At 74.5% G+C, this 26,123-nt stretch carries 25 protein-coding genes and 1 pseudogene; 21 read left to right on the top strand and 5 right to left on the bottom strand.

Features of this window, described 5'->3' with window-relative positions; translation table 11 throughout:
- Positions 1-129: 129 nt before the first annotated feature.
- Positions 130-927 carry a pyrimidine reductase family protein gene (locus ACZ6EG_RS11550; protein WP_391968637.1) on the bottom strand — a complete coding sequence of 266 codons (798 nt, stop codon included), beginning with the start codon at positions 925-927 and terminating at the stop codon, positions 130-132.
- A 284-nt stretch (positions 928-1,211) separates the two neighbouring features.
- Here ACZ6EG_RS11550 and zapE point away from each other — a divergent pair, with 284 nt between their 5' ends.
- The 14 genes from zapE (at position 1,212) to ACZ6EG_RS11480 (ending at position 15,782) form a co-directional block, all read left to right on the top strand.
- Positions 1,212-2,288: a cell division protein ZapE gene (gene zapE / locus ACZ6EG_RS11545; protein ID WP_469604317.1), complete on the top strand. Its 1,077-nt coding sequence runs from the start codon at positions 1,212-1,214 to the stop codon at positions 2,286-2,288.
- A 304-nt stretch (positions 2,289-2,592) separates the two neighbouring features.
- Complete coding sequence (locus ACZ6EG_RS11540; RefSeq protein ID WP_469603728.1) at positions 2,593-2,877, top strand: hypothetical protein; 285 nt, start codon at positions 2,593-2,595, stop codon at positions 2,875-2,877.
- A 79-nt stretch (positions 2,878-2,956) separates the two neighbouring features.
- Positions 2,957-3,538: a carbonic anhydrase gene (locus tag ACZ6EG_RS11535; protein WP_391968639.1), complete on the top strand. Its 582-nt coding sequence runs from the start codon at positions 2,957-2,959 to the stop codon at positions 3,536-3,538.
- A 17-nt stretch (positions 3,539-3,555) separates the two neighbouring features.
- The gene (locus ACZ6EG_RS11530) at positions 3,556-5,037 is read left to right on the top strand and encodes a SulP family inorganic anion transporter (protein ID WP_469603725.1); all 1,482 of its coding nucleotides are present in this window, start codon (positions 3,556-3,558) and stop codon (positions 5,035-5,037) included.
- A 155-nt stretch (positions 5,038-5,192) separates the two neighbouring features.
- Positions 5,193-5,969, top strand: a complete 777-nt coding sequence (locus ACZ6EG_RS11525) for a slipin family protein (RefSeq protein WP_469603722.1) — start codon at positions 5,193-5,195, stop codon at positions 5,967-5,969.
- A gap of 129 nt (positions 5,970-6,098) precedes the next feature.
- Positions 6,099-7,478 carry a PhoX family protein gene (locus tag ACZ6EG_RS11520; RefSeq protein WP_391968642.1) on the top strand — a complete coding sequence of 460 codons (1,380 nt, stop codon included), beginning with the start codon at positions 6,099-6,101 and terminating at the stop codon, positions 7,476-7,478.
- A gap of 92 nt (positions 7,479-7,570) precedes the next feature.
- Positions 7,571-9,094: an FAD-dependent oxidoreductase gene (locus ACZ6EG_RS11515; RefSeq protein ID WP_391968643.1), complete on the top strand. Its 1,524-nt coding sequence runs from the start codon at positions 7,571-7,573 to the stop codon at positions 9,092-9,094.
- 76 nt (positions 9,095-9,170) lie between these two features.
- A complete protein-coding gene (locus ACZ6EG_RS11510) occupies positions 9,171-10,031 on the top strand; it encodes a polysaccharide deacetylase family protein (protein WP_391968644.1) in 861 nt (286 codons plus the stop codon).
- Between the two features lie 18 nt (positions 10,032-10,049).
- The gene (locus ACZ6EG_RS11505) at positions 10,050-10,247 is read left to right on the top strand and encodes a hypothetical protein (protein WP_391968645.1); all 198 of its coding nucleotides are present in this window, start codon (positions 10,050-10,052) and stop codon (positions 10,245-10,247) included.
- A 119-nt stretch (positions 10,248-10,366) separates the two neighbouring features.
- On the top strand, positions 10,367-11,086 hold the full coding sequence (locus tag ACZ6EG_RS11500; RefSeq protein WP_391968646.1) for a peptidyl-tRNA hydrolase: 720 nt from the start codon (positions 10,367-10,369) through the stop codon (positions 11,084-11,086).
- A gap of 61 nt (positions 11,087-11,147) precedes the next feature.
- Positions 11,148-11,720: a GNAT family N-acetyltransferase gene (locus tag ACZ6EG_RS11495; RefSeq protein ID WP_391968647.1), complete on the top strand. Its 573-nt coding sequence runs from the start codon at positions 11,148-11,150 to the stop codon at positions 11,718-11,720.
- A 121-nt stretch (positions 11,721-11,841) separates the two neighbouring features.
- On the top strand, positions 11,842-13,155 hold the full coding sequence (locus ACZ6EG_RS11490) for an MbnB/TglH/ChrH family RiPP precursor modification enzyme (RefSeq protein WP_469603715.1): 1,314 nt from the start codon (positions 11,842-11,844) through the stop codon (positions 13,153-13,155).
- A gap of 105 nt (positions 13,156-13,260) precedes the next feature.
- Positions 13,261-14,067 carry a TIGR04222 domain-containing membrane protein gene (locus ACZ6EG_RS11485; RefSeq protein ID WP_469603712.1) on the top strand — a complete coding sequence of 269 codons (807 nt, stop codon included), beginning with the start codon at positions 13,261-13,263 and terminating at the stop codon, positions 14,065-14,067.
- 116 nt (positions 14,068-14,183) lie between these two features.
- Positions 14,184-15,782, top strand: a complete 1,599-nt coding sequence (locus ACZ6EG_RS11480; protein ID WP_469603709.1) for an alpha/beta hydrolase — start codon at positions 14,184-14,186, stop codon at positions 15,780-15,782.
- On the opposite strand, the gene hemQ is transcribed toward ACZ6EG_RS11480, so the two are convergent.
- A complete protein-coding gene (gene hemQ / locus ACZ6EG_RS11475; protein ID WP_361009287.1) occupies positions 15,783-16,514 on the bottom strand; it encodes a hydrogen peroxide-dependent heme synthase in 732 nt (243 codons plus the stop codon). It lies immediately after the preceding gene.
- A gap of 4 nt (positions 16,515-16,518) precedes the next feature.
- Entirely contained in the window at positions 16,519-17,997 is a 1,479-nt protein-coding gene (hemG, locus tag ACZ6EG_RS11470; RefSeq protein ID WP_469603705.1) for a protoporphyrinogen oxidase, read from the bottom strand.
- Between the two features lie 167 nt (positions 17,998-18,164).
- Between hemG and ACZ6EG_RS11465 the strand changes: the two genes are divergently transcribed.
- The gene (locus ACZ6EG_RS11465) at positions 18,165-19,196 is read left to right on the top strand and encodes a DUF4349 domain-containing protein (RefSeq protein WP_391968652.1); all 1,032 of its coding nucleotides are present in this window, start codon (positions 18,165-18,167) and stop codon (positions 19,194-19,196) included.
- Positions 19,197-19,224: 28 nt separating this feature from the next.
- Complete coding sequence (locus ACZ6EG_RS11460; RefSeq protein WP_391968653.1) at positions 19,225-20,631, top strand: FAD-dependent oxidoreductase; 1,407 nt, start codon at positions 19,225-19,227, stop codon at positions 20,629-20,631.
- A 9-nt stretch (positions 20,632-20,640) separates the two neighbouring features.
- On the opposite strand, the gene ACZ6EG_RS11455 is transcribed toward ACZ6EG_RS11460, so the two are convergent.
- Entirely contained in the window at positions 20,641-21,003 is a 363-nt protein-coding gene (locus ACZ6EG_RS11455) for a hypothetical protein (protein ID WP_391968654.1), read from the bottom strand.
- Positions 21,004-21,094: 91 nt separating this feature from the next.
- Between ACZ6EG_RS11455 and ACZ6EG_RS11450 the strand changes: the two are divergent.
- Together ACZ6EG_RS11450 and ACZ6EG_RS11445 are read left to right on the top strand one after the other, a co-directional pair.
- Positions 21,095-21,205: pseudogene (locus tag ACZ6EG_RS11450) on the top strand (rhomboid family intramembrane serine protease); the annotation flags it as partial.
- A gap of 49 nt (positions 21,206-21,254) precedes the next feature.
- Complete coding sequence (locus tag ACZ6EG_RS11445; protein ID WP_469603701.1) at positions 21,255-21,677, top strand: hypothetical protein; 423 nt, start codon at positions 21,255-21,257, stop codon at positions 21,675-21,677.
- A 29-nt stretch (positions 21,678-21,706) separates the two neighbouring features.
- Here the strand turns inward: ACZ6EG_RS11445 and hemE are convergent, their stop codons facing one another.
- Positions 21,707-22,774 carry a uroporphyrinogen decarboxylase gene (gene hemE / locus ACZ6EG_RS11440; RefSeq protein WP_391968656.1) on the bottom strand — a complete coding sequence of 356 codons (1,068 nt, stop codon included), beginning with the start codon at positions 22,772-22,774 and terminating at the stop codon, positions 21,707-21,709.
- A 163-nt stretch (positions 22,775-22,937) separates the two neighbouring features.
- Here hemE and ACZ6EG_RS11435 point away from each other — a divergent pair, with 163 nt between their 5' ends.
- From ACZ6EG_RS11435 to ACZ6EG_RS11425, 3 genes are all read left to right on the top strand, one after another.
- On the top strand, positions 22,938-23,615 hold the full coding sequence (locus ACZ6EG_RS11435; protein WP_391968657.1) for a DUF3000 domain-containing protein: 678 nt from the start codon (positions 22,938-22,940) through the stop codon (positions 23,613-23,615).
- Positions 23,616-23,933: 318 nt separating this feature from the next.
- Positions 23,934-24,596, top strand: coding sequence for a response regulator transcription factor (locus ACZ6EG_RS11430; protein ID WP_003972894.1), 663 nt, complete (start codon positions 23,934-23,936; stop codon positions 24,594-24,596).
- Positions 24,597-24,814: 218 nt separating this feature from the next.
- Positions 24,815-26,101, top strand: a complete 1,287-nt coding sequence (locus ACZ6EG_RS11425; RefSeq protein ID WP_469603697.1) for an HRDC domain-containing protein — start codon at positions 24,815-24,817, stop codon at positions 26,099-26,101.
- Positions 26,102-26,123: the final 22 nt, after the last annotated feature.

Below are 26,123 nucleotides of genomic sequence, written 5' to 3'. Positions count from 1 at the left end.
CCTGCGGAAACCATCCTGCCCCGTGATCGCACAGGTACTGCCGGATTCAGTGTGCCCGGCGCGGACCGGGCGGAACGGGTGATTCCGCCTGTTCCGCCGATTACCTCGGTCCCGCCGGTCCCGGCCGGGTCAGTCCCGCCGGTACCGGCTGAACAGGAATCCCTCCTCCTCCAGCAGGGAGGCCAGGACGAACCGCCGCGGCACCTCGACCGACGGCCCCCCGGCGATCCGCTGCGCGTCCCCGGCGGTGAGCAGCGGCGAGACGGTCAGGCACAGCTCGTCGAGCACTCCGGCCGCGACGAACTGGCCCAGCAGCCGGGGGCCGCCCTCGGTCAGCAGCCGGGTGTGGCCGAGGGCGACGAGCGCGTCGACGGCACGGGCGGGGTCCACGCCGACGCCGTCACCGGCGATCACCACCCGGGCGCCGGCCTTCTCGGCGGCCGCGATCCGCTCCGGCGCCGCGGCGGCACCGGTCAGGACCAGGGTGGGCACCAGCGGCGAGGTGAACAGCGGCAGCGTGAAGTCCAGCTCCAGACCGGCGCTGACCACGGCGATCGCGGGCACGGGGGCCTGGCCGGCCGCCCGCCGCGACTCGGTGAAGTCGGCCCGCGAGCGGGCCGGGCGGTACCCCTCCTGGCGTACGGTCTCGGCGCCGGCGATCACCACGTCGGCCAGGGCGCGCAGGGTGCCGAAGACGCGCATGTCGGCCGCGCTGGAGATGGGCTGGGAGCGGCCGTCGTGCTGGGCGGCGCCGTCGAGGGTGGAGACCATGTTGGCCCGCAGCCACGCCCCCGGCCGCCCGTCCGGCCGCCCGTCGGGCTCGGGATAGGCGTAGGCGGCGGCCAGCTCGGCGAGGCTCCACTCCCGGTCGGTCCCGTCGGGGTCCGGGCCGGCTGTCTGATCGGTCACAGGGAACAGGCGTCGCATGCGGTGCAGTGTTCCACGCGGCCGGTCCCCGAACCGTACCGGCGGAGCACGGGCCGGCGAGCGACGGTCGGCGAGCGCGCCGGGCCGGCCCGCCGTGGGCGGCCGTGGCCGGCCGTTGCGGTGGGAGCGGCCTGCGAGTGGTGACGGCCCGCACACCGCCCGGTGCGGGCCGGCCCCGCGCCCCGGTGGTCAGCGGGGCGCCGTGTGAACAGGCCCTACCATGGACCACCGTGTCGCCCTCCTCCTCCGCCGCTTCCGGTTCCAGCCCCTCCGGCCCCACCCCGATAGCCGGGGCTGCCTCCGCCCCGCTGTCCCTGTGCGCCCGCGAGCCGCACGTGCCCGCGGAGCGCCTGGTCGCCGAGATGGTGCCCCCGCCCCGCTTCGACTCGGTCCGCTTCGGCACGTACATCCCGGACCCGAACCAGCCCAGCCAGAGCGAGGCCGTACGGGTCCTGGAGGGCTTCGCCACGGGACTCGGCGGTGAGAGGACGGGCGGCGGCGGCAGGCGCGGCTTCTTCGGTCTCGGTCGCGGCAAGGCCCCCAGGACCCCCGCCGGCCCCCGCGGCGTCTACCTCGACGGCGGTTACGGCGTCGGCAAGACCCACCTGCTGGCCTCCCTGTGGCACGCCACCCCCGCCGAACCCTCCCGCAAGGCGTTCGGCACCTTCGTGGAGCTGACCAACCTCGTCGGCGCCCTCGGCTTCCAGCAGACCGTGAGCACCCTCTCCGGGCACCGCCTGCTGTGCATCGACGAGTTCGAACTCGACGACCCCGGCGACACCGTCCTCGTCTCCAGCCTCCTCGGCCGCCTGGTGGAGGCCGGCGTCGCGCTCGCCGCCACCTCCAACACGCTGCCGGGCAAGCTCGGCGAGGGACGGTTCGCGGCGGCCGACTTCCTCCGTGAGATCCAGGGCCTGTCCGCCCACTTCCGCGCCCTGCGCATCGACGGCGAGGACTACCGCCACCGCGGCCTGCCCGAGGCCCCGGCGCCCTACTCCGACGAGCAGGTGACCCGCGCGGCACAGACCGCCGGGGGCGCCTCCCTGGACGCCTTCCCCGCGCTCCTGGACCACCTCTCCCGCGTCCACCCCAGCCGCTACGGCGCCCTGACCGACGGCCTGACGGCCGTGTGCCTCACGGGGGTGCGGCCGGTGCCGGACCAGTCGACGGCGCTGCGGCTCGTCGTCCTGGCGGACCGGCTCTACGACCGCGAGGTGCCCGTCCTGGCCTCCGGGCTGCCCTTCGACCGGCTCTTCAGCGAGGAGATGCTGAACGGCGGGTACCGCAAGAAGTACTTCCGGGCGATCTCCCGGCTCACCGCACTGGCCCGGGACGCCGCCCGGCTGGTCGAAACGCCCTGACGAGCGGTCGGTTCCCGCCAACCCACCCGCCATTTTCGGGCTCTCTCCTGCTCGTAACGTTCCGTTAACCCTGCAAACGAACGTGCAGGGTTAACGTGTTTCTTGACCGCGCATTGACCATGCGTTGACGACCCGTTGACCTTGCGCCGTCATGGACCAGCGGCACGAACGGCCTGGAGGGGGGCGCATGTTCCGAGGAACGACGGCCCGGACCCTGATTCCGCTCCTCGCCGCCGTCCTGATCGCACTCCCGTTCCTCACCCCCGGAACATCGTTCGCATCCGCGCACACATTCCGCGATGCCGTGGCCAACGCCCGTTCCGGTGGCGCTCCTTCCGGCACGGTGCTGCACGACGAGACCGTCACCTGCCACACCGCCGGGAGCTCCGGGAAACCGGCCCCCGCCCCGCGCGTCCGCGACCGCCACCGCCCCGCCGCCGCACCCCAGCCCGAGGCACCCCTGTGGCCGCCGCCGCGGCAGGCCACGTCGGCGGTGCCCGCCCCCGTCCCGTCCGGCGGCGCCGCCGAGTACCGGCCGAGACGGGCGGCGGACCTCTCGCCGGCGGCGCTCCAGGTCTTCCGCTGCTGAGGGCCCGGCGGCACCCCCCCACCACCGTCCTGCCCATCCGACGCGCTCCCCACCGCGCGCCAGGAGGAATCACCGCATCATGCAGCCCCTCATCGACAACGCCCGCGCATACGGACAGCGCCCTGAGGAGTTCGCCGGGCACGCCCAAGGCCAGTCGCCCGAAGTCCTGTTCATCACCTGCTCCGACTCCCGGGTCGTACCGGCCCTGATCACGGGCGCCCGGCCCGGCCGGCTCTTCGAGCTGCGCACCGCGGGCAACATCGTCCCGGCGTACGGCACCCAGAGCCCCAGCGGCGAGGCGGCCACCATCGAGTACGCCGTGCAGGTGCTCGGGGTCACGGACATCGTGGTCTGCGGCCACTCGCACTGCGGCGCCGTCGGCGCGCTGGTGCGCGGCGACGACCTGAGCGCCGTACCCGCCGTGCGCGACTGGCTCGCGCACGCCGCGGACGAGCCGAAGCCGTGCGACCCCGCCGACCCGACGGTCGCCGACGCCGTCCAGGGACACGTCCTCGCCCAGCTCCAGCGGCTGCGCTCCTACCCGTGCGTGCAACGGGGCCTGGCGGAGGGCCGGCTGCGGATGCACGGCTGGTACTACGAGGTCCACACCGGCGCCGTGCGCGCGCACCGCGCGGACACCGACGCGTTCGAGACCCTGTGAGCGCCGGCATGAGCGCCATGACCGAGAACCTCCGCAGGTTCCCGCACCTGCGGCAGGACGTCACCGCCTCCCTGGTCGTGTTCCTGGTCGCCCTCCCGCTGTGCGTGGGCGTCGCCGTCGCCTCCGGCGTCCCGGCCGAACTCGGCCTCGTCACCGGCATCGTGGGAGGCATCGTCACCGGACTGCTGCCGGGCAGCAGTCTCCAGGTGTCCGGGCCGGCCGCCGGCCTGACCGTGCTGGTCTTCGGAGCCGTCGACGAGTACGGGCTGCCCGCGCTCGGCGTGATCGTGCTGGCCGCCGGTCTCATACAGCTCGTGATGGGTGCCCTGAGGCTGGGGCGCTATTTCCGGGCGATCTCCCTGTCCGTGGTCGAGGGCATGCTGGCCGGCATCGGCCTCGTACTCATCGCCGGCCAGCTGTACTCGGCGGCCGGACTGACCGCTCCCGCCTCCGGCCTCGACAAGATCACCGGGTTGCCCGGGGCCGTGGCCGACACGCTGGGCAATACCGAGGCGCTCACCTCGCTCGCCCTCGGCGCGGGCACCGTCGCGGTGATGGTGCTGTGGAAGCGGCTGCCCCGGCGGGCGCAGACCGTGCCCGGCGCGCTCGCCGCGGTCGTCCTGGCCACGGCGGTCACCGCGGCGTTCGGCCTCTCGGTCGCGACCGTCGAGGTCAATGGCCTGCTGGACTCCATCCAGCCGCCCGGCGCCGACGCCTTCGGCGAGTTGCTGAACGTGGGCCTGCTCGGCACGATCGTGGCCTTCACCCTGATCGCGTCGGCGGAGAGCCTTTTCAGCGCCGCCGCGGTGGACCGGCTGCACAGCGGCCCGCGCACCGAGTACAACAAGGAGCTGATGGCGCAGGGCGCGGGCAACACGGTGTGCGGTCTGCTCGGCGCGCTGCCGATGACGGCGGTCATCGTGCGCAGCTCCGCCAACGTCAGCGCCGGCGCGCGGACCAAGGCGTCCCGGGTGCTGCACGGGGTGTGGCTGCTGCTGTTCGCCGCGCTGCTGCCGTCCGCCCTGGCGCTGATCCCGCTGCCCGCGCTGGCCGGCATCCTGGTCCACGCGGGCTGGAAGCTGATCCCCTTCCGCGGCGTCGTCTCGCTGTGGCGGGGACACCGGGGCGAGGCGCTGATCCTGGTCGTCACGGCCGTGTCCATCGTCGCCGTGAACATGTTCGAGGGCGTGCTGATCGGTCTGGCGCTGTCCGTGGCCAAGACCGCCTGGGAGGCCTCGCACCTCAGGCTGGAGGTCGTCGACAAGGGCGCCGGCCCCGTCCAGGCGCACCTGTCGGGCAACGCGACCTTCCTGCGGCTGCCGAAGATCCTGGAGAGCCTGGAGGCGCTGCCGCAGGACCGGCCGGTCGAGCTGGACCTGTCCGGCCTGCACCACCTGGACCACGCCTGCCGCACCGCGCTGGAGAACTGGGCCGAGCGGCACAGCGCGACCGGGACGGACCCCGTGAAGGTCACCGAACCGGCGCAGGCGGCCGTGTAGTCCCGCCGTCGGGACCCACTCCTGCGGTGACGGCGCCCGGTCCGGGGCATGGCCTCGGACCGGGCGTCGGGCCTATCGTGACAGAGACGGATGAAACGGACCTCCGTGCGCCACCCGGCGCGGATCTCCGTCCGCCTCTGGACGAGGAGGTCGTCATGCTCCAGGAGCTGCTGACCGCGGCCGTCGCCGCGGGGGGCGCCGGTGTCCTCTACCTCGCCTCGGCCGCTCGGGTCGTCAAGCAGTACGAGCGCGGGGTGGTCTTCCGGCTCGGGCGGCTCGCAGGTCGGGTGCGGGAGCCCGGCTTCACGATGGTGGTCCCGTTCGTGGACCGGCTGCACAAGGTGAACATGCAGATCGTGACGCTGCCGGTGCCCGCCCAGGAGGGCATCACCCGGGACAACGTCACCGTGCGGGTGGACGCCGTCGTGTACTTCAGGGTGGTCGACGCGGCCAACGCGCTGGTGCGGGTCGAGGACTACCGGTTCGCCGTCTCGCAGATGGCGCAGACCTCGCTGCGGTCGATCATCGGCAAGAGCGACCTGGACGACCTCCTGTCCGACCGCGAGAAGCTCAACCAGGGCCTGGAGCTGATGATCGACAGTCCGGCGGTCGGCTGGGGCGTGCAGATCGACCGGGTCGAGATCAAGGACGTGTCCCTGCCGGACACGATGAAGCGCTCCATGGCCCGCCAGGCCGAGGCCGACCGGGAACGCCGGGCCCGGGTCATCAACGCCGACGCCGAGCTGCAGGCGTCCAAGGTGCTCGCCGAGGCCGCCCGGGAGATGTCCGAGACACCCGCGGCCCTGCAACTGCGGCTGCTGCAGACGGTGGTGGCGGTCGCCGCCGAGAAGAACTCCACGCTGGTGCTGCCCTTCCCGGTGGAACTGCTCCGGTTCCTGGAGAAGGCACAGGAGCGCCCCGTGGAGCGGTGAAGCACCGGTGGAGGTCGTGGGACGCCCGGGGACACCGGGGACACGTTCTACGCGCGTGGTTCCCGGGACTCCGGTCAGGTGATAGACACAGCGGGTCACAGTCCTGTCCGCCAACAGGAAGGTCGCCCCATGTCCGCAACACGACGCCAGGTCCTGGCCCGCACCGGCGCCCTCGGCGCAGGCATCGCCTTCACCGGAGCCCTCTCCGAACTCTTCGCCGGCACCGCCGCCGCGCAGTCCCTCGGCCACACCGGCTACGGCCCCCTGATCCCCGACCCCGACGGTCTCCTCGATCTGCCGAAAGGATTCCGCTACCGGGTCCTGTCCCGCGAGGGCGACCAGCTGCGCTCGGGCGAGGGCCCGGTGCCGTCCAACCACGACGGCATGGCGGCCTTCCCCGCGCGTTCCTCCGGCCGGCCCGGCGGCGTGCACCTGGTGCGCAATCACGAGAACCGCGCCGACGGCCGCGTCCCGGTCCCCACGGTCGAGGGCCTGACGTACGACCCGGAGGGCAAGGGCGGCTGTACGGCCCTGACCCTGGACTCCCGGGGCCACGTCCGTGACGAGCGGGTCGCGATCGCGGGGACGGCGGTCAACTGCGCCGGCGGGCCCACCCCCTGGCACACGTGGCTGACCTGCGAGGAGACCGAGGACAAGGCGGGGACCAACGGCTATACCAAGGACCACGGCTTCATCTTCGAGGTCGACCCCGCCGACCCGCGCCGCACGGGCGCGGTGCCGCTGACCGCGATGGGCCGCTTCCAGCACGAGGCGATCGCCGTGGACCCGCGGCGGGGCGTCGTGTACGAGACGGAGGACGCGTTCGAGCGTCCCTTCGGCCTCTTCTACCGGTTCCTGCCCGAGAAGCCGCTGGGCGGCAGGGGCTCGCTGCGGGCGGGCGGACGGCTCCAGGCGATGCGCGTACCCGGGGTGCCCGACCTGTCGTCGATCCAGGAGACCGGTGCCGAGTTCGACGGCGTCCAGTGGATCGACGTACCCGACCCGCTGGCCACCGGGACGCCCATCCGGCACCAGGACTTCGGCCGGGGCGGCGTCACCCACGCGCAGAAGCTGGAGGGCTGCTACTGGGGCGGCCGCAGCGTGTACTTCGTGTCCTCCTTCGCCCGCAGCGCGGAGGGGTCGGCGGCCGACCACTACGGCCAGATCTGGCGCTACGACCCCGAGCGGCGTCGCCTGACCCTGGTGATCGTCTTCGGCCCGGACACCGACGTCCAGCTGCCCGGCGAGTCCCCCGACAACATCTGCCTGGCCCCCAGCGGCGGCCTCATGGTCTGCGAGGACGGCAACGGCGCCCAGCACGTCTACGGCGTGACCCGGCGCGGCGAGGTCTACGCGATGGCCCGCGGCGCCCAGAACATCGGGACGCCGGACGAACCGGAGTGGGGCGAGTTCGCCGGGGTCACCTTCTCCCCCGACGGCGACACGATGTACGTCAACTGCTACACGCCTGGCACGACCTTCGCGGTGACGGGGCCCTGGCGCAGGTAGGGCGCGCCGGACGCGTCCGCCCGGGGGACCCGTCCCTCCGGCGGACGCACGCCCGGTCACTGAAGCCGTGACAATGGGGTACTCAAGACCTCATGACGGAGAAAGCGCAGGTCAACGGCTCGTACTGGTTGCAGACGGCGCCGGGCGGCGCGCCCCGGCCGGCCCTCGCGGAAGACCTCGACGTCGACGTCGCCGTGATCGGCGCCGGCGTCGCCGGCCTCAGCGCGGCCTGGGAGCTGACCCGGGCGGGGCGGAGCGTGGCGGTGCTGGAGGCCGGGCGGGTGGCCGCCGGCGTCACCGGCCACACCAGCGCCAAGCTCACCGCCCTGCACTCGCTGGTCTACGACAAGCTGCGCCGCACCCGCGGCCCCGAGGGCGCCCGCCTGTACGCCCGCTCCCAGTCGGAGGCGATCGCGCACGCGGCCGACGTCGTGGCCGAGCTGGGCATCGACTGCGACTGGGAGACCCGCAGCGCCTACACCTACGTCCGCGACGAGGGCCGGGTGGACGAACTGCGGGCCGAGGCCGCCGCCGCGCGGGAGGCGGGGCTGCCGGCGTCGTTCACGACGGAGACGGGGCTGCCCTTCCCGGTCGCGGGCGCGGTCGAGGTCACCGGGCAGGCGCAGTTCCACCCGCGCAAGTACCTGCTGGCCCTCGCCGACGACCTGGAGGCGCACGGCGGACGGATCTTCGAGGACACCACCGTGCAGGGTCTGGACGAGGGCGAGCCGTGCCGCGTGCGGACGGAGGCGGGAGCGACGGTCACCGCCCGGGACGTCGTGGTGGCCACGCACTACCCGATCTTCGACCGGGCCCTGCTGTTCGCCCGCCTCTCCCCGCGCCGGGAACTGGTGGTGGCGGGGAGCATCGAGGCCGACCGCGACGTGGAGGGTATGTACATCACGCCCGACGAGAACACGCGCTCGGTCCGTACGGCGCCCCTGGCCGACCCGGGCCGCCGGCTGCTCGTCGTCACCGGGGAGCACTTCACCCCCGGGACGGGCGACACCCGGGAGCGCTTCGACCGCCTGTCCGCGTGGGCCCGCGAGCACTTCCCCGGCGTCGACCTCACCCACGCCTGGGCCACGCAGGACATCGACCCCACCGACACCGTGCCGATGGTGGGCCCGCTGCACGCGGGCGCGCACCACGCGTACGTCGCCACGGGGTTCGGCGGCTGGGGGCTGAGCGGCGGCATGATGGCGGGCCGGCTGCTCACGGCGCAGATCACCGGCGAGGAGTGCGCGTGGAGCGCCCTGTACGACCCGCGCCGGCTGCGCACGGCGGTGCGCGAGGCGCCGACGTTCCTCAAGACGCAGGCCCAGGTGGCCGGCCACTTCGTCGGCGACCGGCTGAAGCCCGCGCCCCCGGTCGACGCCCTGCCGCCGGGCGAGGGTGCCGTCGTGCGGGCGGGCGGTGACCGGCTCGCGGTCTACCGGGACGAGGCCGGCGCGCTGCACGCCCTCTCGCCGCGCTGCACCCACCTCGGGTGCCTGGTCGACTTCAACGCGGCCGAGCGCGCCTGGGAGTGCCCCTGCCACGGTTCCCGTTTCGACACGGACGGCAAGGTGATCGAGGGACCGGCGACGAAGCCGCTGGAGCGGCGGGACATCTGACCCGGGAGGGTGACCCGCCAGGCACGTCGCCCCGCATAGTCATACATACCGAACAACGCACTCATACGTTCGTACGGTGATCACTCTCGTACGACGTGCCACCGTTCTCTGCCTCGCGGGCGCCGCCCTCGCCGCCTGTGGGACCGCCGAGGCCCCGCAGGCGCCCCGCCCGGCCCCGTCCGCGCCCTCCGTCGCCCCCTCGAAGGCGGCCGCCCCGTCGGGGCCTCCGACGCTCGCTCCCGGCCCCGCGGGCCTGACCCCCGTCTTCGAGCACGGTCCGCGGGCCGGGGGCAAGACCGTCGCCCTCACCTTCGACGCCGACATGACCGCCGACCAGGGGCCCCGGGCGGCGGCCGGCGAGCGGTTCGACAACCCGCGGCTGATCGAGGCCCTGCGGACGCTGAAGGTGCCGGCGACCGTGTTCATGACCGGCCGGTGGGCCGAGGAGTACCCGGCCGCGGCCCGCTCCATCGGCCGGGACCCGCGGTTCGAGGTCGCCAACCACTCCTACAGCCACCACGCCTACACCGACGACTGCTACGGCCTGCCGACCGTGCCCGAGGACCGGATGCGGGCCGACGTGGAGCGGGCGTACACGGCGTTCCACAAGGCCGGGGTGGCGAACGCGATGCCGTACTTCCGCTTCCCCGGCGGCTGCTACGACAAGGGCGCCCTCAAGGCGCTGACCGCCACCGGGGTCACCGCCGTGCAGTGGGACGTGGTCAGCGGGGACGCCTTCGCGACCGACGCCGACGCGGTGGCCCGGCAGGTGCTGGACGGGGTGCGGCCGGGGTCGGTCGTCGTCATGCACTGCACCCGCAGTGCCGCCCCGGTCACCGAGCAGGCGGTGCGGACGATCGTCCCCGAGCTGCGGAGCAGGGGCTACCGCTTCGTGAAGGTGTCGGAGCTGATCGGCGCCGGGAACGGCCGCCGTTGACGGGCCTACGCTGGAGGTATGAGCGGTGACGACGACTCCGACCCGAACGACTACTGCCTGATCGACGGCTCCCGGCCGCCCAAGGCCGACGGCCCGCCGTACGCGGCGTGCGTGCTGTGCCGGGAGCCGACCGAGTACGCCGAGTCGTACAAGGGGATCACCATGTGCCCGCGCTGCGAGTGGCAGGAGGCCCAGCGGACGGCCTGTTCGGGCTGATCCGCCGGAGCCGGACCGACGGGCCGGCGCGGTGACGGCCCCGGGGGGCCGGGAGGCCGTGACCCGCCTTGCGCCGGGGCCGTCCTCCCGCGCCCCGGGCGCTTGGCAGACTGGTGGGCGTGAGCAACGAGCCGACGACGCCCCTCCCCGACTCCCCCTTCCGCCCCGAGCCCGGCGACCGCGACCTCGCACCGCAGTTCGTCCTGCCGCTGGTCGCCCGCATCGAGCGCGCCGCGCCGCCGCCCCGTACCGACGCGCTGGAGACGGCGGCCCGGGCGGTGCTGGTGATGCTCGGCGACGAGCGGTCGAGCGGCGACGGCGTGTGGGCGGAGGCGATGCGGGACTGGCAGGACGCGCGCATCCGCAAGGTCGTGCGACGGGCGCGCGGCGCCGAGTGGCGGCGGGCCGAGGCGCTGCCCGGCGTCACGGTCACCGGCCGGACGGCCGAGGTGCGGGTCTTCCCGCCGGTCCCGCTGGACGGCTGGCCGAAGGACCTGGCCCGCCTCCAGGTCTCCGGCACCGACCTCGACGACCCGGAGCCGCCGGGCGACGCCGACCCCGCCGTGCCCGTCCTGTGGATGAATCCCGGCCTGGACATGTCGGCGGGCAAGGCGATGGCGCAGGCCGGGCACGGCGCCCAGCTCGCCTGGTGGGAGCTGGACGACGCGGCCCGGGCCGCCTGGCGGGACGCCGGCTACCCCCTGGCGGTGCGTACCTGCGCGCCGGAGCGGTGGCCCTCCCTCGCCACGAGCGGCCTGCCCGTGGTCCGGGACGCCGGGTACACGGAGATCGCGCCGGGATCGTGCACGGTGGTGGCGGACCATCCGGCGTTGCGGTGAGCGGGCACCGGGGCGGGTGGTTCCCGGGCGTCGCACCCTGCCCCGTGGCATCGTGGGCCGCATGACCATCGACGTCCGCCCTGCCTCGGTCTTCGAGGACGTCCGGACGCTGCTCGGCCCCAAGTCGCCCACGGCCAACGTCTGCTGGTGCCTGAGCCACCGCGTCCCCTCCAAGGTGAACAACGAGCTGCGCGGCCCGGCCCGCGGCGCGTACGTCGAGGAGCTGTGCCGTACCGGGCCGCCCCCGGGCGTCCTCGCGTACGACGGTGACGAGCCCGTCGGCTGGGCCGCCGTGGCGCCGCGCGCGGACACCTCCTACGCACGCAGCCGCACGATCCCCCACGTCGACGACCTGCCGGTCTGGTCGCTGTGGTGCGTCCGGGTACGCCCCGGCCACCGGGGGCGGGGGATCTCGCACGCCCTCATCGCCGGGGCGGTCGGCTTCGCCCGCTCCCAGGGCGCTCCGGCCGTCGAGGCGTACCCCCTGGACAACGGGGGCGCCCGGGTCGACCTGACCATGGCGTACGCGGGCATCCGGGGCAACTTCGAGCGGGCCGGGTTCGTCCACGCCGCCGACACCACCTCGGTGCTGGCCGGGCACCCCCGGGTGCTGATGCGGCTCGACCTGCGCTGACCGGTGCCGCCGCCGCGAACCTCAGATGTTGCTCTGAACATGCCCTGCCGGGGGTTCGGGCTCGGCGGGGTGGGCGATACCCCCGACATGTTCGCAGGAGGGGGACGGAACCATGGATCGCATGACGCGACTGGGAACGGGAGTCGGATGGCGTCCGGAGATCGCGGAGGTCGTCGAGCGGATGCCCGGCATCGACTGGGTCGAGGCCGTCGCGGAGAACCTCTGCCCCGGGCATCTGCCCGACTCGCTGCTGCGCCTGCGTGAGCGGGGCGTGACCGTCGTGCCGCACGGGGTCTCGCTCGGCCTGGGTGACGCCGGGCGGCCGGACGCCGGACGCCTGGCGGCGCTGGCCGAGCGGGCCGAGGCGCTGGGGTCGCCGCTGGTCACCGAGCACATCGCGTTCGTCCGGGCCGGGGGGCCGATGACCGCGTCCGAGCGGCTGGAGGCCGGGCACCTGCTCCCCGTGCCGCGCACCCGCGACGCCCTGGACGTGCTGTGCGAGAACGTGCGCGTCGCACAGGACGCGCTGCCCGTGCCGCTCGCCGTGGAGAACATCGCCGCGCTCTTCTCCTGGCCGGGCGAGGAGATGACGGAGGGACAGTTCCTGTACGAGCTGGCCGACCGGACGGGAGTGCGGCTGCTGATCGACGTGGCGAACCTGCACACCAACCACGTCAACCGCGGCGAGGACCCCGCCCGGGCCCTCGCCGAACTCCCCCTCGAAGCCCTCGCCTACGTCCATGTCGCGGGCGGCTTCGAACGGGACGGCGTCTGGCACGACAGTCACGCCCACGCCGTGCCGCAGCCGGTGCTCGACATCCTCACCGACCTCGCCTCGCGCGTCGAACCCCCCGGCGTCCTGCTGGAACGCGACGAGAACTTCCCCGACGCGGCGGAGCTGGAGGGTGAGGTCGAGGCGATCCGGGTCGCGGTGGGCAAGGGCCGGGCGGCGGAGCGGCGGCCCGGCGCGGAGCGGACCGCCCCGCCGCGCACCGCGGCCGTCGAGTCCGGTGCCACCGACGCCGTACGGCAGCGGCTCGCCCTCGCGCAGACCGCGCTGCTGTCCGCGCTGGTCGCCGGCACCCCCGTGCCCGAGGGGTTCGACCGGGTGCGGCTGGGGGTCCAGGCACGGGCGCTCGCCGCCAAGCGGGCCGACGTGGTCGCGAAGGTCGCGCCCGAGCTGCCGGTGATCCTCGGCGCGGAGTACCGTCCGGCCTTCCTCGCCCACGCCCAACGCCGGCCGATGACCGGCGGCTACCGGCGGGACGCCCTCGACTTCGTCGAACAGCTGCTGCGGGACGGCCGGCCGAAGGACGAACGGGCGCGCCACGCGTTGCGCCGGTGGTGGCTGGAGCGGTCGGGGCCGGTGCCGCGTGCGGGGCGGCCCGGGGCCCGGCTGGCCCGTGCGACCAGGCGCGTTCTGCTGCGTCGCTGACAGCGGGCCGACATCTCAAACGGAACGTCACATACCCACAACACTGCGTCCCGAAATGTGAACAGGCCATGGCGCCGGTGAAAGCCTGTGGCATAGAAGTACGGCATGTTCTGGGTGCTTCTCCTCCTGCTGGCCTGGTCGATCGCCGGTCTGGCGTGCCTGCGGCTGTGCCTGGCCGCGGTGCGCGCGGCGGCCGTCGGCCCGCACACCGCCGACCGCGAGCACGCGCTGACGCTGTACGAGGCGGCGTTCCTCTCCGGCGGTCCTCGGCGGGTCGCCGACCTGACCCTGGTCTCCATGGCGCGCCAGCGCCGCCTGCTGCTCGCGCACACCGGCTGGGCGACCGTCGTCGACCCGTGCGGGCGCGACGACATGGAGCGTTCGGTCATAGGGGCGATAGGCCCCGGCGGGCAGTCCCGGATAGCGCCGGTGCGGTCCACCGCCGCCACCGCGGACGCGGTGCGGGTCCTGGCCGACCGGCTGGTCAGCGCGGGCCTCGCCGTGCCGGACGACGGGCGCGGCATCGCGGCCGGGGTGCGGCGGGTGCGCGTCGCCGCCCTCGCCGTGTGCGCGCTGGGCGCCGCCGCGCTGGCGCTGCCGCTCCCCGCCGACCAGCCGCGCCTGCTGATCGCCCTGTGGTTCGCGCTGCCCCTCGCCCTGACCCTCGGGTGCCTCGCCATCACGCGGATGGAGGTCCACCCGTACTCCCGGTGGGCCTCACCGGCCGGGCAGCGGCTGATCGACAGCCTGGTGCGGCAGGCCGACGGCACCGCCGACGACCGCACGTACCTCACCTCGGTCGCCGTGCGCGGGGTCCACGCGATCGGCGAACCGGACCTGCGCGCGGCCTTCGCCCACCGCGAGCGGTACGCCGGCGAGCACGCCGAGGGGCACGGCGACCCGCGGGGCTGACGCGCCGGGGGCGCACGGGCGCACGCGGGGGCGACACCCGCCGTCGGTGCTTGCCCCGCCCCGCCCTCGAACCAACCATCCCTTGTGTCACCCCGTGTGCATGGAAGGGATACGCGATGCGAGCTGCCGCCCTCTACTCGGCCGCCGGGTCCTTGCTGCTGACCGCCCTGACCGCCGGTCCGGCGCAGGCGGGTCCGGCCGCACCCGGTGCCGCCGAGACGCGCGGCGCCGCCGTGGCCGCCGAGCGCGCGGCGGCGGCCGGCATCGAGTTCGGCGGGTGCCCCGAGGCCGAGGGCCTGCCGCACACCGTGCGCTGCGGCACGGTCACCGTGCCCCTGGACTACGCCCGCCCCGACGGGGAGCAGCTCCGGCTCACCGTCAGCCGCGTGCGGGCCACCCACAGGGACCCGGACAACGGCAAGCGCAGGGTGCCCGGCCAGGGCGCTCTGCTGTACAACCCGGGCGGTCCGGGCGGTTCGGGGCTGTACTTCCCGCTGGTCGGGATGGTGCCCGAGTGGAAGCGGATCGCGGCGGCGTACGACCTCGTCGGGTACGCCCCGCGTGGGGTCGCGCCCTCCGCGCCGCTGTCCTGCCAGGACCCCGGCGACTTCTTCAAGGGGCCCCGGCCGGCCCCGACGCGGCCGTCGGACGCGTACAAGCGGGAGCGCGCCGCCGAGGCCGAGGCGTACGCGCGCGGCTGCGCGGACCGGGCGGGGCCGGCGCTGCGCCACTACCACTCCCTCAACAACGCCCGCGACCTGGAGGTCGTACGGGCCGCGCTGGGCGAGCGGCGGCTCACGTTCATGGGCGCGTCCTACGGCACCTATCTGGGGGCGCTGTACGCGGAGCTGTTCCCCTCGCGCGTGCGGCGGATGGTGTTCGACTCGGTGGTGAACCCCGATCCGGGGCAGGTCTGGTACCGCAACAACCTGGAGCAGTCCGAGGCGTTCGAGGACCGCTGGACGGACTTCAAGGAGTGGATGGCCGAGCACGACGCCGTGTACGGCCTCGGGGACACGGCGCGGGAGGTGCAGAACAGCTACGAGGAGGCGAGCACGCGGCTCGCCGCACAGCCGGCGGGCGGGACGGTGGGGCCCGCGCAGTTGCAGGGGGCGTTCCTGCGGGCCGGGTACTACGACGACTACTGGCCGCACCGTGCCGAGGCGCTGTCGGCCTATCTGCGGGGGGACCCGCGGCCGCTGGTGGACCAGGCGGGTACCCGCACCGCGGAGGGGGCGGCCGGGGCGGAGAACTCCAACGCCGTGTACACGGCCGTCGAGTGCAACGACGCGCCCTGGCCCACCGACTTCGAGGTGTGGGACCGGGACAACACACGGCTGGCGCGCCGGGCGCCGTTCGAGACGTGGGACAACGTGTGGACCAACCTGCCGTGCGCCTACTGGCGGGCTCCCCGGCAGCGGCCCCTCGACGTGCACACCGGTCCGGGGGAGCTGCCGCCGACGCTGGTGCTGGCCGCGGAGCGGGACGCGGCCACTCCGTACGACGGCGCGCTGGAGCTGCGCCGGCGGCTGTCGGGCTCGGTGCTGGTGACCGAGCGCGACGCCGGTACGCACGGCATCGCCGGCGGGGCGAACGCGTGCGTCAACGGGCACCTGGAGGCGTACCTGCTGGAGGGCCGCCTCCCGGCGCGGGACGCGTCGTGCGCCCCGCGCCCGGAGCCGCGGCCGACTCGGGCCGCGGCACCGACGTCCTGATCAGGCGAGCCCGGCCACCAGCTCCGCGATGTCCTTGCGGCGCCCGGTGTAGAAGGGGACCTCCTCGCGGACGTGCATACGGGCCTCGGAGGCGCGCAGGTGACGCATGAGGTCGACGATGCGGTACAGCTCGTCGGCCTCGAAGGCGAGGATCCACTCGTAGTCGCCCAGCGAGAAGGAGGCGACCGTGTTGGCGCGCACGTCCGGGTAGCCGCGGGCCATCTTGCCGTGGTCGGCGAGCATGCGGCGGCGGTCCTCGTCGGGCAGCAGGTACCAGTCGTAGGAGCGCACGAACGGGTAGACGCTGATGTAGTCGCGGGGCGTCTCGTCGGCCAGGAACGCCGGGATGTGCGAGCGGTTGAACTCGGCGGGGCGGTGCAGCGCCATGTTCGACCAGACGGGCTCCAGGGCGCGGCCGAGCTTCGTGCGGCGGAAGAGGTTGTACGCCTCCTGCAGCTCGTCGGCGGTCTCCGCGTGCCACCAGATCATGAGGTCGGCGTCGGCGCGCAGACCGGACACGTCGTAGGTGCCGCGGACGGTGACGTCCTTGGCGGCGAGCTGGTCGAACAGCTCCTGGACCTCGTCGGCCCAGCCCGCCCGGTCCTCCGGCAGCGTGTCCTTCAGCCTGAAGACGGACCAGAGGGTGTAGCGGATGACCTCGTTGAGGTCCTTGGCCAGCTTGCCCTTGTTCGGGATGCGCTCGGCGGCGGGGGTGGAGGCGTCGTCACTCATGGCCCTATTCTCCCGCTCCGCCGTGCAGGCTCTGCACCGGGTGGGCAGTGAGCTCCTCCACACCCCGCGAGTCGCCCCGGAGCCGGTCCACGGCCGCGTAGGCGCTCGCGATGCTCGCCGGGATCCCGACGCCGTCATAGGCCGCGCCGCACACGGCGAGTCCCGGGACCCTGCCCACGTGCGCGCGGACGCGGGCCACGCGGGCGTGGTGGCCGACGGGGTACTGGGGCAGGCCGTCCTGCCAGCGGGTGACGCGGGTGGCGACGGGCTCGGCCGTCAGCCCCGTGGCCGCCGCCAGGTCGTGCCGGGAGACGGCGACCAGGCCGGCGTCGTCGCGGCCGAGGATCTCCGTCTCCCCGTAGCGGCCGACGGAGGTGCGCAGGACGACCAGGTCCGGGTCCTCGTCGGCGATCCAGCCCCACTTGCGGGAGGCGAAGGTCGACGCCTTGACGGTGCGTCCCTCGACCGGCGGCACGAGGAAGCCGCTGCCGTCGGGGAGGGCGGCGGCGTCGGAGCGGCGGTAGGCGAGGGTGATCAGGGCCATGGAGGCGTACTCGACGGCGGCCAGCTCGGCCGCGGCGGCGGGGGCCTCGGCGCGCAGCAGCTCGGCGGCGGGGCCGGCGGGGACGGCGACGACGACCGCGCCGGCGTGCAGCACCCGGTCGCCGGCGACGATCCGCCAGCCGTCCGGGGCGGTGCGGCGCAGCTCCGACACCGGGGCGCCCGTGACGATCTCGCCGCCCCGGGCGCGCACCGACTCGGCGACCGCGAGCGGGAGGGTGCCGACGCCGCCCTCGATGCCCATGAACACCGGGCCGGTCGCGGGCGAGGTGGCCGTCCTGCCCTGGATCGCGCGGACCGCTTCGGTGAGGGAGGTGTGGCTACGGGCGGCCTCGAAGAGCTGGGGCACGGCCGAGCGCAACGAGATGCGGTACGCGTCGCCGGCGTAGACGCCGCCCAGCAGCGGTTCGACGAGGCGGTCGACGACCTCGCGGCCGAGGCGCGCCGCCACGTACTCCCCCACCGCGACGTCGTCGCCGACCTCGGTGCGGGGCAGCTCGGCGTCGCGCTCGATGCGGGCGAGGCCCTCCGCGGAGAGGATCCCGGACAGTGCGGCCGCGGTGCCGGGGACGCCCATGACGTGGCCCTTGGGCATGGGGCGCAGGGTGCCGCCGGTCCACAGCGAGGCCGACGCGGTCGAGGGGGGCTGGAGGCGGTCGGCGAGGCCCGCCTCGCGGGCCAGGCCCACGGCCTCCGGGCGGCGGGCCAGCAGCGACTCGGCGCCGAGGTCGACGCGTACACCGGCGATCTCGCCGGGCAGCAGCTTGCCGCCGACGCGGTCCGACGCCTCCAGCACGGTCACCCGCGCGCCGCGGGCCAGCAGCCGGTGGGCGGCGGCCAGTCCGGCGATGCCGGCTCCGACGACGACGACATGCCCCGGGTCCGCGGAGGTCAGGTCCGCGCCGGTCTCGCTCTCGTACATGCGCCCAGCGTCTCAGACCGCGCCGACGGCGCCGCCGCCAGGCCGGTCGCCCGTACCGGCTCCGCGAGTCCGGACCGTGACCGGTTCGGGACCGTTCCGCGCCGTCGTCGGGGGTCCTCCGCGCGTCGAAGGAGCGTCAGTCGTCACACACCCCGGGGGGTACCCACATGCACGCACGACGAGCAGCCCGGCGTTCCGCGCCGCGCGCCCGCGCCCTGGCCGGCCTGCTGATGGCCGCGGCCCTCGTCCTCACCGGCTGCAGCGGCTCGGGCGCCGACTCCGACGCGGGCGGTGACGCCAAGGCGGCCGCGCCCCAGGAGGGCGCGCGGGCGGAGGGCGGTGCCGAGGACCGGGCGGGCGCGGCGGGCGGCGGGGCCGACGGTGCCAGGGCGACCGCGCCACCACAGCTCGCACCCGCCCACGTCATCCGCACCGCCTCCCTGACCGTCCAGGTCGAGGACGCGCCGACGGCCCTGACCGCGGCCCGTGCCGCCACCGAGGACGCCGGCGGGTACGTCGGAGACGAGACCACCACCCGGGACGAGGAGGGCCACGAGCGGACCCGGGTCGTCCTGCGGGTGCCCGTGGAGCGCTACGAGGAGGTGCTCGAGGAACTGGAAGGCGCCGGCAAGCTCCTCGAACGCCGCGCGAAGGCGGAGGACGTCACCGACCAGGTCGTGGACGTGGACAGCCGCGTGAAGTCGCAGCGCGCCAGCGTGGCCCGCGTCCGGGAGCTGATGGACCGGGCGACGAAGCTCGCCGACGTGGTGACGCTGGAGGGTGAGCTGAGCGCCCGTCAGGCGGAGCTGGAGGCGCTGCTGGCCCGGCAGGCGGCCCTGAAGGACCGCACCAGCCTCGCCACCCTCACCCTCTCCCTGTCCGAGACGCCGGTCGAGCGGGCGGAGGAGGACGAGGACCCCGGCTTCACCGACGCGCTGGCCGGCGGCTGGGACGCCTTCGTGACGATGCTGCGCTGGCTTGCGGTGGCGCTCGGCGCGGTACTGCCGTTCGCCGTGGTGGCGGCGCTGCTGGTGCTGCTGTGGCTGCGGGTGCTGCGGCCCCGGCTGCCGCGCCGCGCGGCGCCGGTGCCCGCGGCGCCTGCGGCCGGGGTGCCCGCGGCCCCGGCGCCGCTGCCGGCGGCCCGTCCCGCGCCGGAGGGCGGCCCCGGCCGCCGGGAGGGGACCGGCGCCCAGGACTGAAATGCCCCGCCCCCGTAGCGTGTTCCTCATGAGCATGAACGCTGCGAGCGGCAACGTGCGGGCCGGAGAGCGACTGGTGGTGATCGGCGGTGACGCCGCGGGGATGTCCGCGGCGTCACAGGCCCGCCGGCTGAGGGGCCCCGGCGAACTGGAGATCGTCGCCTTCGAGCGGGGTCATTTCAGTTCGTTCTCGGCCTGCGGCATCCCGTACTGGGTCGGCGGCGACGTCACCGACCGGGACCAGCTGATCGCCCGGACGCCCGAGGAGCACCGCGCCCGGGACATCGACCTGCGGACGCGCACCGAGGTCACGGAGATCGACGTCACCGGCCGACGGGTGCGCGCGCGGGACCTCGGCTCCGGGGCGGAGGCCTGGACGCCGTACGACAAGCTCGTGATCGCGACCGGCGCCCGCCCGATCCGCCCCGGTCTGCCGGGCGTCGACGCGCCCGGCGTGCACGGGGTGCAGACCCTGGACGACGGCCAGGCGCTGCTCGACACGCTGGAACACACGCGCGGCCGCCGCGCGGTGGTCGTCGGCGCCGGGTACATCGGCGTGGAGATGGCCGAGGCGCTCATCAAACGCGGGTACGAGGTGACGGTCGTCAACCGCGGCCGGGAGCCGATGTCCACCCTCGACCCGGACATGGGCCGCATGGTGCACGAGGCCATGGAGGGCCTGGGCATCACCATGGTGAACGGCACCGAGGTCACCGAGGTGCTCACCGGGGACGACGGCCGGGTCCGCGCGGTCGCCACCGAGGAGGCCGAGTTCCCGGCGGACGTGGTGGTCCTGGGCATCGGCGTGCGCCCCGAGACCGCGCTCGCCGAGGCGGCCGGTCTTCCGCTGGGGGCGCACGGGGGGCTGCTGACCGACCGGGCCATGCGGGTGCGCGGGCACGAGAACATCTGGGCCGGCGGCGACTGCGTGGAGGTGCTCGACCTGGTCTCCGGGCAGGAACGGCACATCCCGCTCGGCACGCACGCCAACAAGCACGGGCAGGTCATCGGCACCAACGTGGGCGGCGGTTACGCCACCTTCCCGGGCGTGGTCGGCACGGCCGTCAGCAAGGTCTGCGACCTGGAGATCGCGCGGACCGGGCTGCGCGAGAAGGACGCGCTGCGGGCGGGGCTGCGGTTCGTCACGGCCACCATCGAGTCCACCAGCCGCGCCGGCTACTACCCGGGCGCGTCGTCCATGACGGTGAAGATGCTCGCCGAGCGGCGCACCGGCCGGCTGCTCGGCGTCCAGATCGTCGGCCGCGAGGGCGCGGGGAAACGGGTCGACGTCGCCGCGGTGGCCCTCACGGCCGGGATGACGGTGGAGCAGATGACGGCTCTGGACCTCGGTTACGCGCCGCCCTTCTCGCCGGTCTGGGACCCCGTGCTGGTGGCCGCCCGCAAGGCGACGAGGGCGGTGGGGCAGCAGGCCTGAGGAGGTCCGCTACGCCGTGCTGTTGATCCGGTCGATGGCCTGCCGGGCCTGCTCGGCGGGGGGCCGTGACGGCAGGGACGAGACCGACGCCGGGGCGGTCGCCGGCGCCTGTGCGGGCAGCGGCGCCGGGCCGCCGGCCGCGGGCGGCTGCTCGCCGGCCGGTCTGGCGTGCGCCGCGCCCCGCGCGGAGCGCAGCCGGTGGCTCACCGCCTCGTCCAGCGTCACCGGCCGCTGCATCCGCGCGGCCAGCCGCCCGGCCTCCTGACCGAGCCGGGCGACGTCCTCCCAGGGCAGCCGCAGCACGAGGGCGACCTCGGCCTCGCCGTCGGGCAGGGCGTGCATCACCGGTGCCGGTGTAACCCGTTCACTCATCGCCTGTTCCTCACGTCGTCCCCGCGCCCCGCCTTCCCCGGACCGCGGGCGGTTGGGTGGACATACGTACGCCCGCGCGCGGGCGTTCAGGGTCGGCTTCGTCGTCGGCATGCTGCTCGCCTGGCCGCTGCGGCGCGGCACCCCTCCCCCGCCGGAACCCCGCGGGCTGTTGTTCGGCGGGCGTGCCCGGCCGGGGTGGTGACGGGGTGGATAAGCTCCCGGGGCACAGGTTCTACGGCTTGGGGGGACCGATGGCGACGGGGGACGGGCCGGTGCTGGACGAGGCCCGGATCAGGCATCTGGAGCTGATCCAGCTGACCGTGGCCCGGATGGGCGACAACTCGTTCGTGATCAAGGGCTGGTCGCTGACGCTCACCGGCGCGCTGCTCGCCTTCGCGGTCGGCAACGACGACGCGTCCGTCGCGCTGGTCAGCTTCGTGCCCATCGTGGCCTTCTGGTTCCTCGACGGGCACTTCGTGCACCAGGAGCGGCTGTTCCGGCGGCTCTACGACCGGGTGCGGCGTCCGGAGCCGGCCGTGGAGCCCTTCACCATGGACGTGGCACCCGGCCGGGAGCGTGGGGGGAGGCTGAAGGCGACGGTCTCGCCCACCCCCGCCTGCTTCTGCGGAGGGCTGCTCGTCGCCGTGGCCCTGGCTCTGCTGTTCGTCGGCTGAGCCGCGGGCCGAGCGGCCCGCGGGACGCCTCAGCGAGCGGTCTGCGTGTGGACGTACTCCACGAGGCGGGTCAGCGCGTCCGGGTCGGTGGTGGGCAGGACGCCGTGGCCGAGGTTGAAGACATGGCCCTCCAGGTCCGCCGCCGCGTCCAGGATCTCGCGGGTCCTGGTCTCGACCGCCTCCCGCGTGGAGAAGAGGACGGCCGGGTCCAGGTTGCCCTGGAGCGCCTTGCCGGGGCCGACGCGGCGGGCGGCCTCGTCCAGCGGGACGCGCCAGTCGACGCCGACGACGTCCGCCCCGGCCTCGCCCATGAGGCCGAGGAGCTCGCCGGTGCCGACGCCGAAGTGGATGCGCGGCACGCCGTACCCGGCGACCGTCTCGAAGACCTTGCGCGAGGCGGGCATCACCGAGCGGCGGTAGTCGGCGGGCGACAGGGCGCCGACCCAGGAGTCGAAGAGCTGGACGGCGCTCGCGCCCGCCTCGATCTGCACGGTGAGGAAGGCGGCCGTGATGTCGGCGAGCCGGTCCAGGAGGTCGGCCCACAGCTCGGGGTCGCCGTACATGAGCGCCTTGGTGTGCTCGTGGTTGCGGGACGGGCCGCCCTCCACGAGGTAGCTCGCGAGGGTGAACGGCGCGCCGGCGAAGCCGATCAGCGGGGTGGCGCCCAGCTCGCGGGTGAGCAGGCCGAAGGCCTCGGTGACGTAGGAGACGTCCTCGGGGGTCAGGTCGCGCAGCCGTGCCAGGTCCGCGCGGGTGCGGATCGGCTTCTCGATCACCGGGCCGACGCCCGGCTTGATGTCGAGGTCGATGCCGATGGCCTTGAGCGGGACCACGATGTCGCTGAAGTAGATCGCCGCGTCCACGCCGTGCCGGCGCACCGGCTGGAGGGTGATCTCGGCGACCAGTTCGGGCCGCATGCAGGACTCGAGCATCGGGATGCCCTCGCGCACCTTGAGGTACTCGGGCAGTGAGCGACCGGCCTGCCGCATGAACCACACGGGGGTGTGCGGCACCGGCTCACGCCTGCACGCCCTGAGGAACGCGGAGTCGTACGTGGCGGTCGGCTGCTTGCCCGCGGGGCTCTGGTTGGCACTCACACCGGCAAGTCTCGCACGGCCCGTCCGGCGCGCCGGACCACGGGTGGGCCCGCGCGCGCGTGGCGCGGGGGGCGCCCGCGCCGGGCCGCGTGATCCGGACATCGCGCCCGCACGCGGGTGTCCCTCCCTGCGCCGAGGCGCTGTTCCGCTTAATCTTCCCCGCATGGCTGCGGCTCAGGGACGACTGTCGGACGGCGCTGGCGGAATGGACGAACAGAAGGGTACCGAGGAGGAGGCCCGGCATACGGGGAGCACGGCACCGTCGGCCTTCACGGCCGCCGTCGAGGCGCTCAAGGCGGCGCGGCTGCGGCCGCAGATCGAGGTGGAGGCGACGCGCGCACCCCAGCGGCTCGCCCCGTACGCGTACGCGCTGGAGGCCGCGGTGGTCGACGGCGACGACGACCTCGCGGACGGCCGGCTGGTGCTCCTCCACGACCCGGCCGGGCACGACGCCTGGCGGGGCACCTTCCGGCTGGTGACGCTGGTGCGGGCGGAGCTGGAGCCGGAGATGGCCGCGGACCCGCTGCTGCCGGAGGTGTGCTGGTCCTGGCTCACCGGGGCCCTGCAGGCCCGCGGGCTGGCGTACGGCGAGCCCAGCGGCACCGTCACGCGGGCCAGTTCCCACTACTTCGGCGGGCTCTCGGCCCGCCCGTCCGCCTCGCAGATCGAGATCCGGGCGTCCTGGACGCCCCGCGAGGGCCTGGGCGGCGTCCCGGACACCACCGCCCACCTCGCCTCGTGGTGCGACCTGCTGGCCCAGGTCGCGGGCCTGCCGCCGGCCACGCCGGGAGACTCGTCGATCGTCACGCTGCCGCAGCGCCGCGGTCCGCAGTCGCGCTAGGTCCGCTTCCTCCGGGTCCTCCCTCACTCCTTCCTTTGTGCCCTCGTCGTCCGTGCACCCGGGTCCCGTCCGGCCCGGGAAACGTTCCGTCACTTTGTCGACACGACAACTTTCGGCCCGTTATCGACAAAGTACGAAACCGTTTGATCTTCGAATGATCGACCGCGTGTCCGAATTGCTCGGATTGTTACTCACTAGATCGTGATCATTCTCTAAAGGCGGACGGGTTCGGTGCCGAAGACGACTGTGACCTTGAAAGCACGGTTCGTCCCGGCTTCACCCCCCGAGCCGGCCCCGTCCCACTCCCCAGGAGGCCTGGTGTCCGTTCTCCTCGAGCAGCCTGCAAGCCTGGTCGCCTACCGCCCGAACAAGCCGACCGCCATGGTGGTCGTGGCCGACCCCCGCGTCCGTTCCACCGTCACCCGCCATCTGTGGGCCCTCGGTGTTCGCGACGTCATCGAGGCCTCGTCCGTCGCGGAGGCTCGTCCCCGCATCGGCAACCCCCGCGACATCTGTGTCGCAGACGTCCACCTCCCCGACGGCTCCGGCCTGACCCTGCTGTCGGAGACCCGTGCCGCGGGCTGGCCCAACGGGCTCGCCCTGTCCGCCGCCGACGACATCGGCGCCGTACGCAACGCCCTCGCCGGCGGAGTGAAGGGCTACGTCGTCACCGGTACCCGTACCAACGTCGGGCTCCCCACCCGGCCGGGCGCGGCCCCCATCGGCGCCGCCGCCGCCCGTCTGCACCGCCGCCCCCCGGGTGCCCCGAGCCACCCGGGCGGCTACCGCGAGCTCTCCGGCCGCGAGGTCGAGGTGCTGCGACTGGTCGCGGAGGGCCAGTCGAACAAGGCGATCGGCGTCTCGATGGGCCTGTCCGCCCTGACCGTCAAGAGCCACCTGGCCCGCATCGCCCGCAAGCTCGGCACCGGCGACCGGGCCGGCATGGTCGCGGTGGCGCTGCGCACCGGCATCATCCACTGACCGAAGTCCGCTCCCACCGCCCCGCCCCGTCCCGACCGCTCCCCCTCTCCCCCCTTCTCCCCCTCCCCACCCCGCCGCCCCCTCCGCTCCCTCCGCTCCCTCCGCTCCCTCTCCTTGACGTGGATCTTTCACTGACCTGACTGGTTTACGACCCCCCGGCGCCCGCCGACGGAACGTTCCGTCGGCGGGCGCCGTCGATCCACGGATACCCTTGACAGGTGACCGACGCCCACGAAACCGCAGCAGACCCTTCACTGCGAACCACCGGAGGCGCCCCTCCGGACGACGCCGGATCTTCTGTGACTCAGGCGCCGACCCCCTTGCTCGAACCACGCGAGGGCGTTCCGCCGGTGATCGCCGACGCGTCCGCCCTCGCCGAGGTGACCGCCGCCTTCGCCGCCGGGAGCGGTCCCGTCGCCGTCGACGCCGAGCGCGCCTCCGGCTACCGCTACGGCCAGCGCGCGTATCTCGTGCAGCTGCGCCGCGAGGGCGCCGGCACCGCGCTCATCGACCCGGTGGCCTGCCCGGACCTGTCGGGGCTGGGCGCCGCGCTCTCCGACGTGGAGTGGGTGCTGCACGCGGCCACCCAGGACCTGCCGTGCCTGCGCGAAATAGGGATGGTGCCCACCCGCATCTTCGACACCGAGCTGGCCGGGCGGCTCGCCGGCTTCCCGCGGGTCGGACTCGGCGCGATGGTGGAGAACGTCCTGGGCTTCGTGCTGGAGAAGGGCCACTCGGCGGTCGACTGGTCGACCCGCCCGCTGCCCGAGCCGTGGCTGCGCTACGCCGCGCTCGACGTCGAGCTCCTCGTCGACCTGCGCGACGCGCTGGAGAAGGAGCTGGACCGGCAGGGGAAGCTGGAGTGGGCCCGGCAGGAGTTCGACGCGATCGCGTCCGCCCCGCCGGCCGAGCCCCGCAAGGACCCCTGGCGCCGTACCTCCGGCATGCACAAGGTGCGCCGCCGGCGTCAGCTCGCCGTCGTGCGGGAGCTGTGGGAGACCCGGGACCGCATCGCGCAGCGCCGCGACGTCTCCCCGGGCAAGGTGCTCGCGGACGCGGCCATCGTCGAGGCCGCGCTCGCGCTCCCGCCCAACGCGCACGCGCTCGCCGCCCTGCACGGCTTCGGACGGATCAACCGCCGGCAGCTGGAGCAGTGGCAGGCCGCGGTCGACCGGGTCAGGGGGCTGTCCGAGTCGCAGCTGCCGCAGCCCGGCCAGCCGGTGACCGGTCCCCCGCCCCCGCGGGCGTGGGCCGACAAGGACCCTGCCGCCGCCGCCCGGCTGTCCGCCGCGCGGGCCGCGGTCACGGCGCTCGCCGAGCAGCTGAACATGCCGCAGGAGAACCTGATCACGCCGGACACCGTGCGCAGGGTCTGCTGGGAGCCCCCGGCGACCGTCGACACCGAGTCCGTGGGCGCGGCCCTCGCGGGTCACGGGGCCCGGCCCTGGCAGGTGGAGCAGGTGACGCCCGCGCTGGTGGCGGCGCTGGATCAGGGCGTGTCGTAGGCGGAGCGGCGGCGAGTTCCGG

Source organism: Streptomyces sp. NPDC041968 (assembly GCF_055589025.1).
Note: the sequence above shows the minus strand (reverse complement) of the source record. Positions and strands in the feature narration are given on the sequence as shown.

What these genes read in the sequence shown, in the direction of transcription:
- ACZ6EG_RS11550 (WP_391968637.1), bottom strand. Translation starts at nt 927, where the DNA reads ATGCGACGCCTGTTCCCTGTGACCGATCAGACAGCCGGCCCGGACCCC.
- ACZ6EG_RS11535 (WP_391968639.1), top strand. Translation starts at nt 2,957, where the DNA reads ATGCAGCCCCTCATCGACAACGCCCGCGCATACGGACAGCGCCCTGAG.
- ACZ6EG_RS11530 (WP_469603725.1), top strand. Translation starts at nt 3,556, where the DNA reads ATGACCGAGAACCTCCGCAGGTTCCCGCACCTGCGGCAGGACGTCACC.
- ACZ6EG_RS11525 (WP_469603722.1), top strand. Translation starts at nt 5,193, where the DNA reads ATGCTCCAGGAGCTGCTGACCGCGGCCGTCGCCGCGGGGGGCGCCGGT.
- ACZ6EG_RS11520 (WP_391968642.1), top strand. Translation starts at nt 6,099, where the DNA reads ATGTCCGCAACACGACGCCAGGTCCTGGCCCGCACCGGCGCCCTCGGC.
- ACZ6EG_RS11515 (WP_391968643.1), top strand. Translation starts at nt 7,571, where the DNA reads ATGACGGAGAAAGCGCAGGTCAACGGCTCGTACTGGTTGCAGACGGCG.
- ACZ6EG_RS11505 (WP_391968645.1), top strand. Translation starts at nt 10,050, where the DNA reads ATGAGCGGTGACGACGACTCCGACCCGAACGACTACTGCCTGATCGAC.
- ACZ6EG_RS11495 (WP_391968647.1), top strand. Translation starts at nt 11,148, where the DNA reads ATGACCATCGACGTCCGCCCTGCCTCGGTCTTCGAGGACGTCCGGACG.
- ACZ6EG_RS11490 (WP_469603715.1), top strand. Translation starts at nt 11,842, where the DNA reads ATGACGCGACTGGGAACGGGAGTCGGATGGCGTCCGGAGATCGCGGAG.
- ACZ6EG_RS11485 (WP_469603712.1), top strand. Translation starts at nt 13,261, where the DNA reads ATGTTCTGGGTGCTTCTCCTCCTGCTGGCCTGGTCGATCGCCGGTCTG.
- ACZ6EG_RS11480 (WP_469603709.1), top strand. Translation starts at nt 14,184, where the DNA reads ATGCGAGCTGCCGCCCTCTACTCGGCCGCCGGGTCCTTGCTGCTGACC.
- hemQ (WP_361009287.1), bottom strand. Translation starts at nt 16,514, where the DNA reads ATGAGTGACGACGCCTCCACCCCCGCCGCCGAGCGCATCCCGAACAAG.
- hemG (WP_469603705.1), bottom strand. Translation starts at nt 17,997, where the DNA reads ATGTACGAGAGCGAGACCGGCGCGGACCTGACCTCCGCGGACCCGGGG.
- ACZ6EG_RS11465 (WP_391968652.1), top strand. Translation starts at nt 18,165, where the DNA reads ATGCACGCACGACGAGCAGCCCGGCGTTCCGCGCCGCGCGCCCGCGCC.
- ACZ6EG_RS11460 (WP_391968653.1), top strand. Translation starts at nt 19,225, where the DNA reads ATGAGCATGAACGCTGCGAGCGGCAACGTGCGGGCCGGAGAGCGACTG.
- ACZ6EG_RS11455 (WP_391968654.1), bottom strand. Translation starts at nt 21,003, where the DNA reads ATGAGTGAACGGGTTACACCGGCACCGGTGATGCACGCCCTGCCCGAC.
- ACZ6EG_RS11445 (WP_469603701.1), top strand. Translation starts at nt 21,255, where the DNA reads ATGGCGACGGGGGACGGGCCGGTGCTGGACGAGGCCCGGATCAGGCAT.
- ACZ6EG_RS11435 (WP_391968657.1), top strand. Translation starts at nt 22,938, where the DNA reads ATGGCTGCGGCTCAGGGACGACTGTCGGACGGCGCTGGCGGAATGGAC.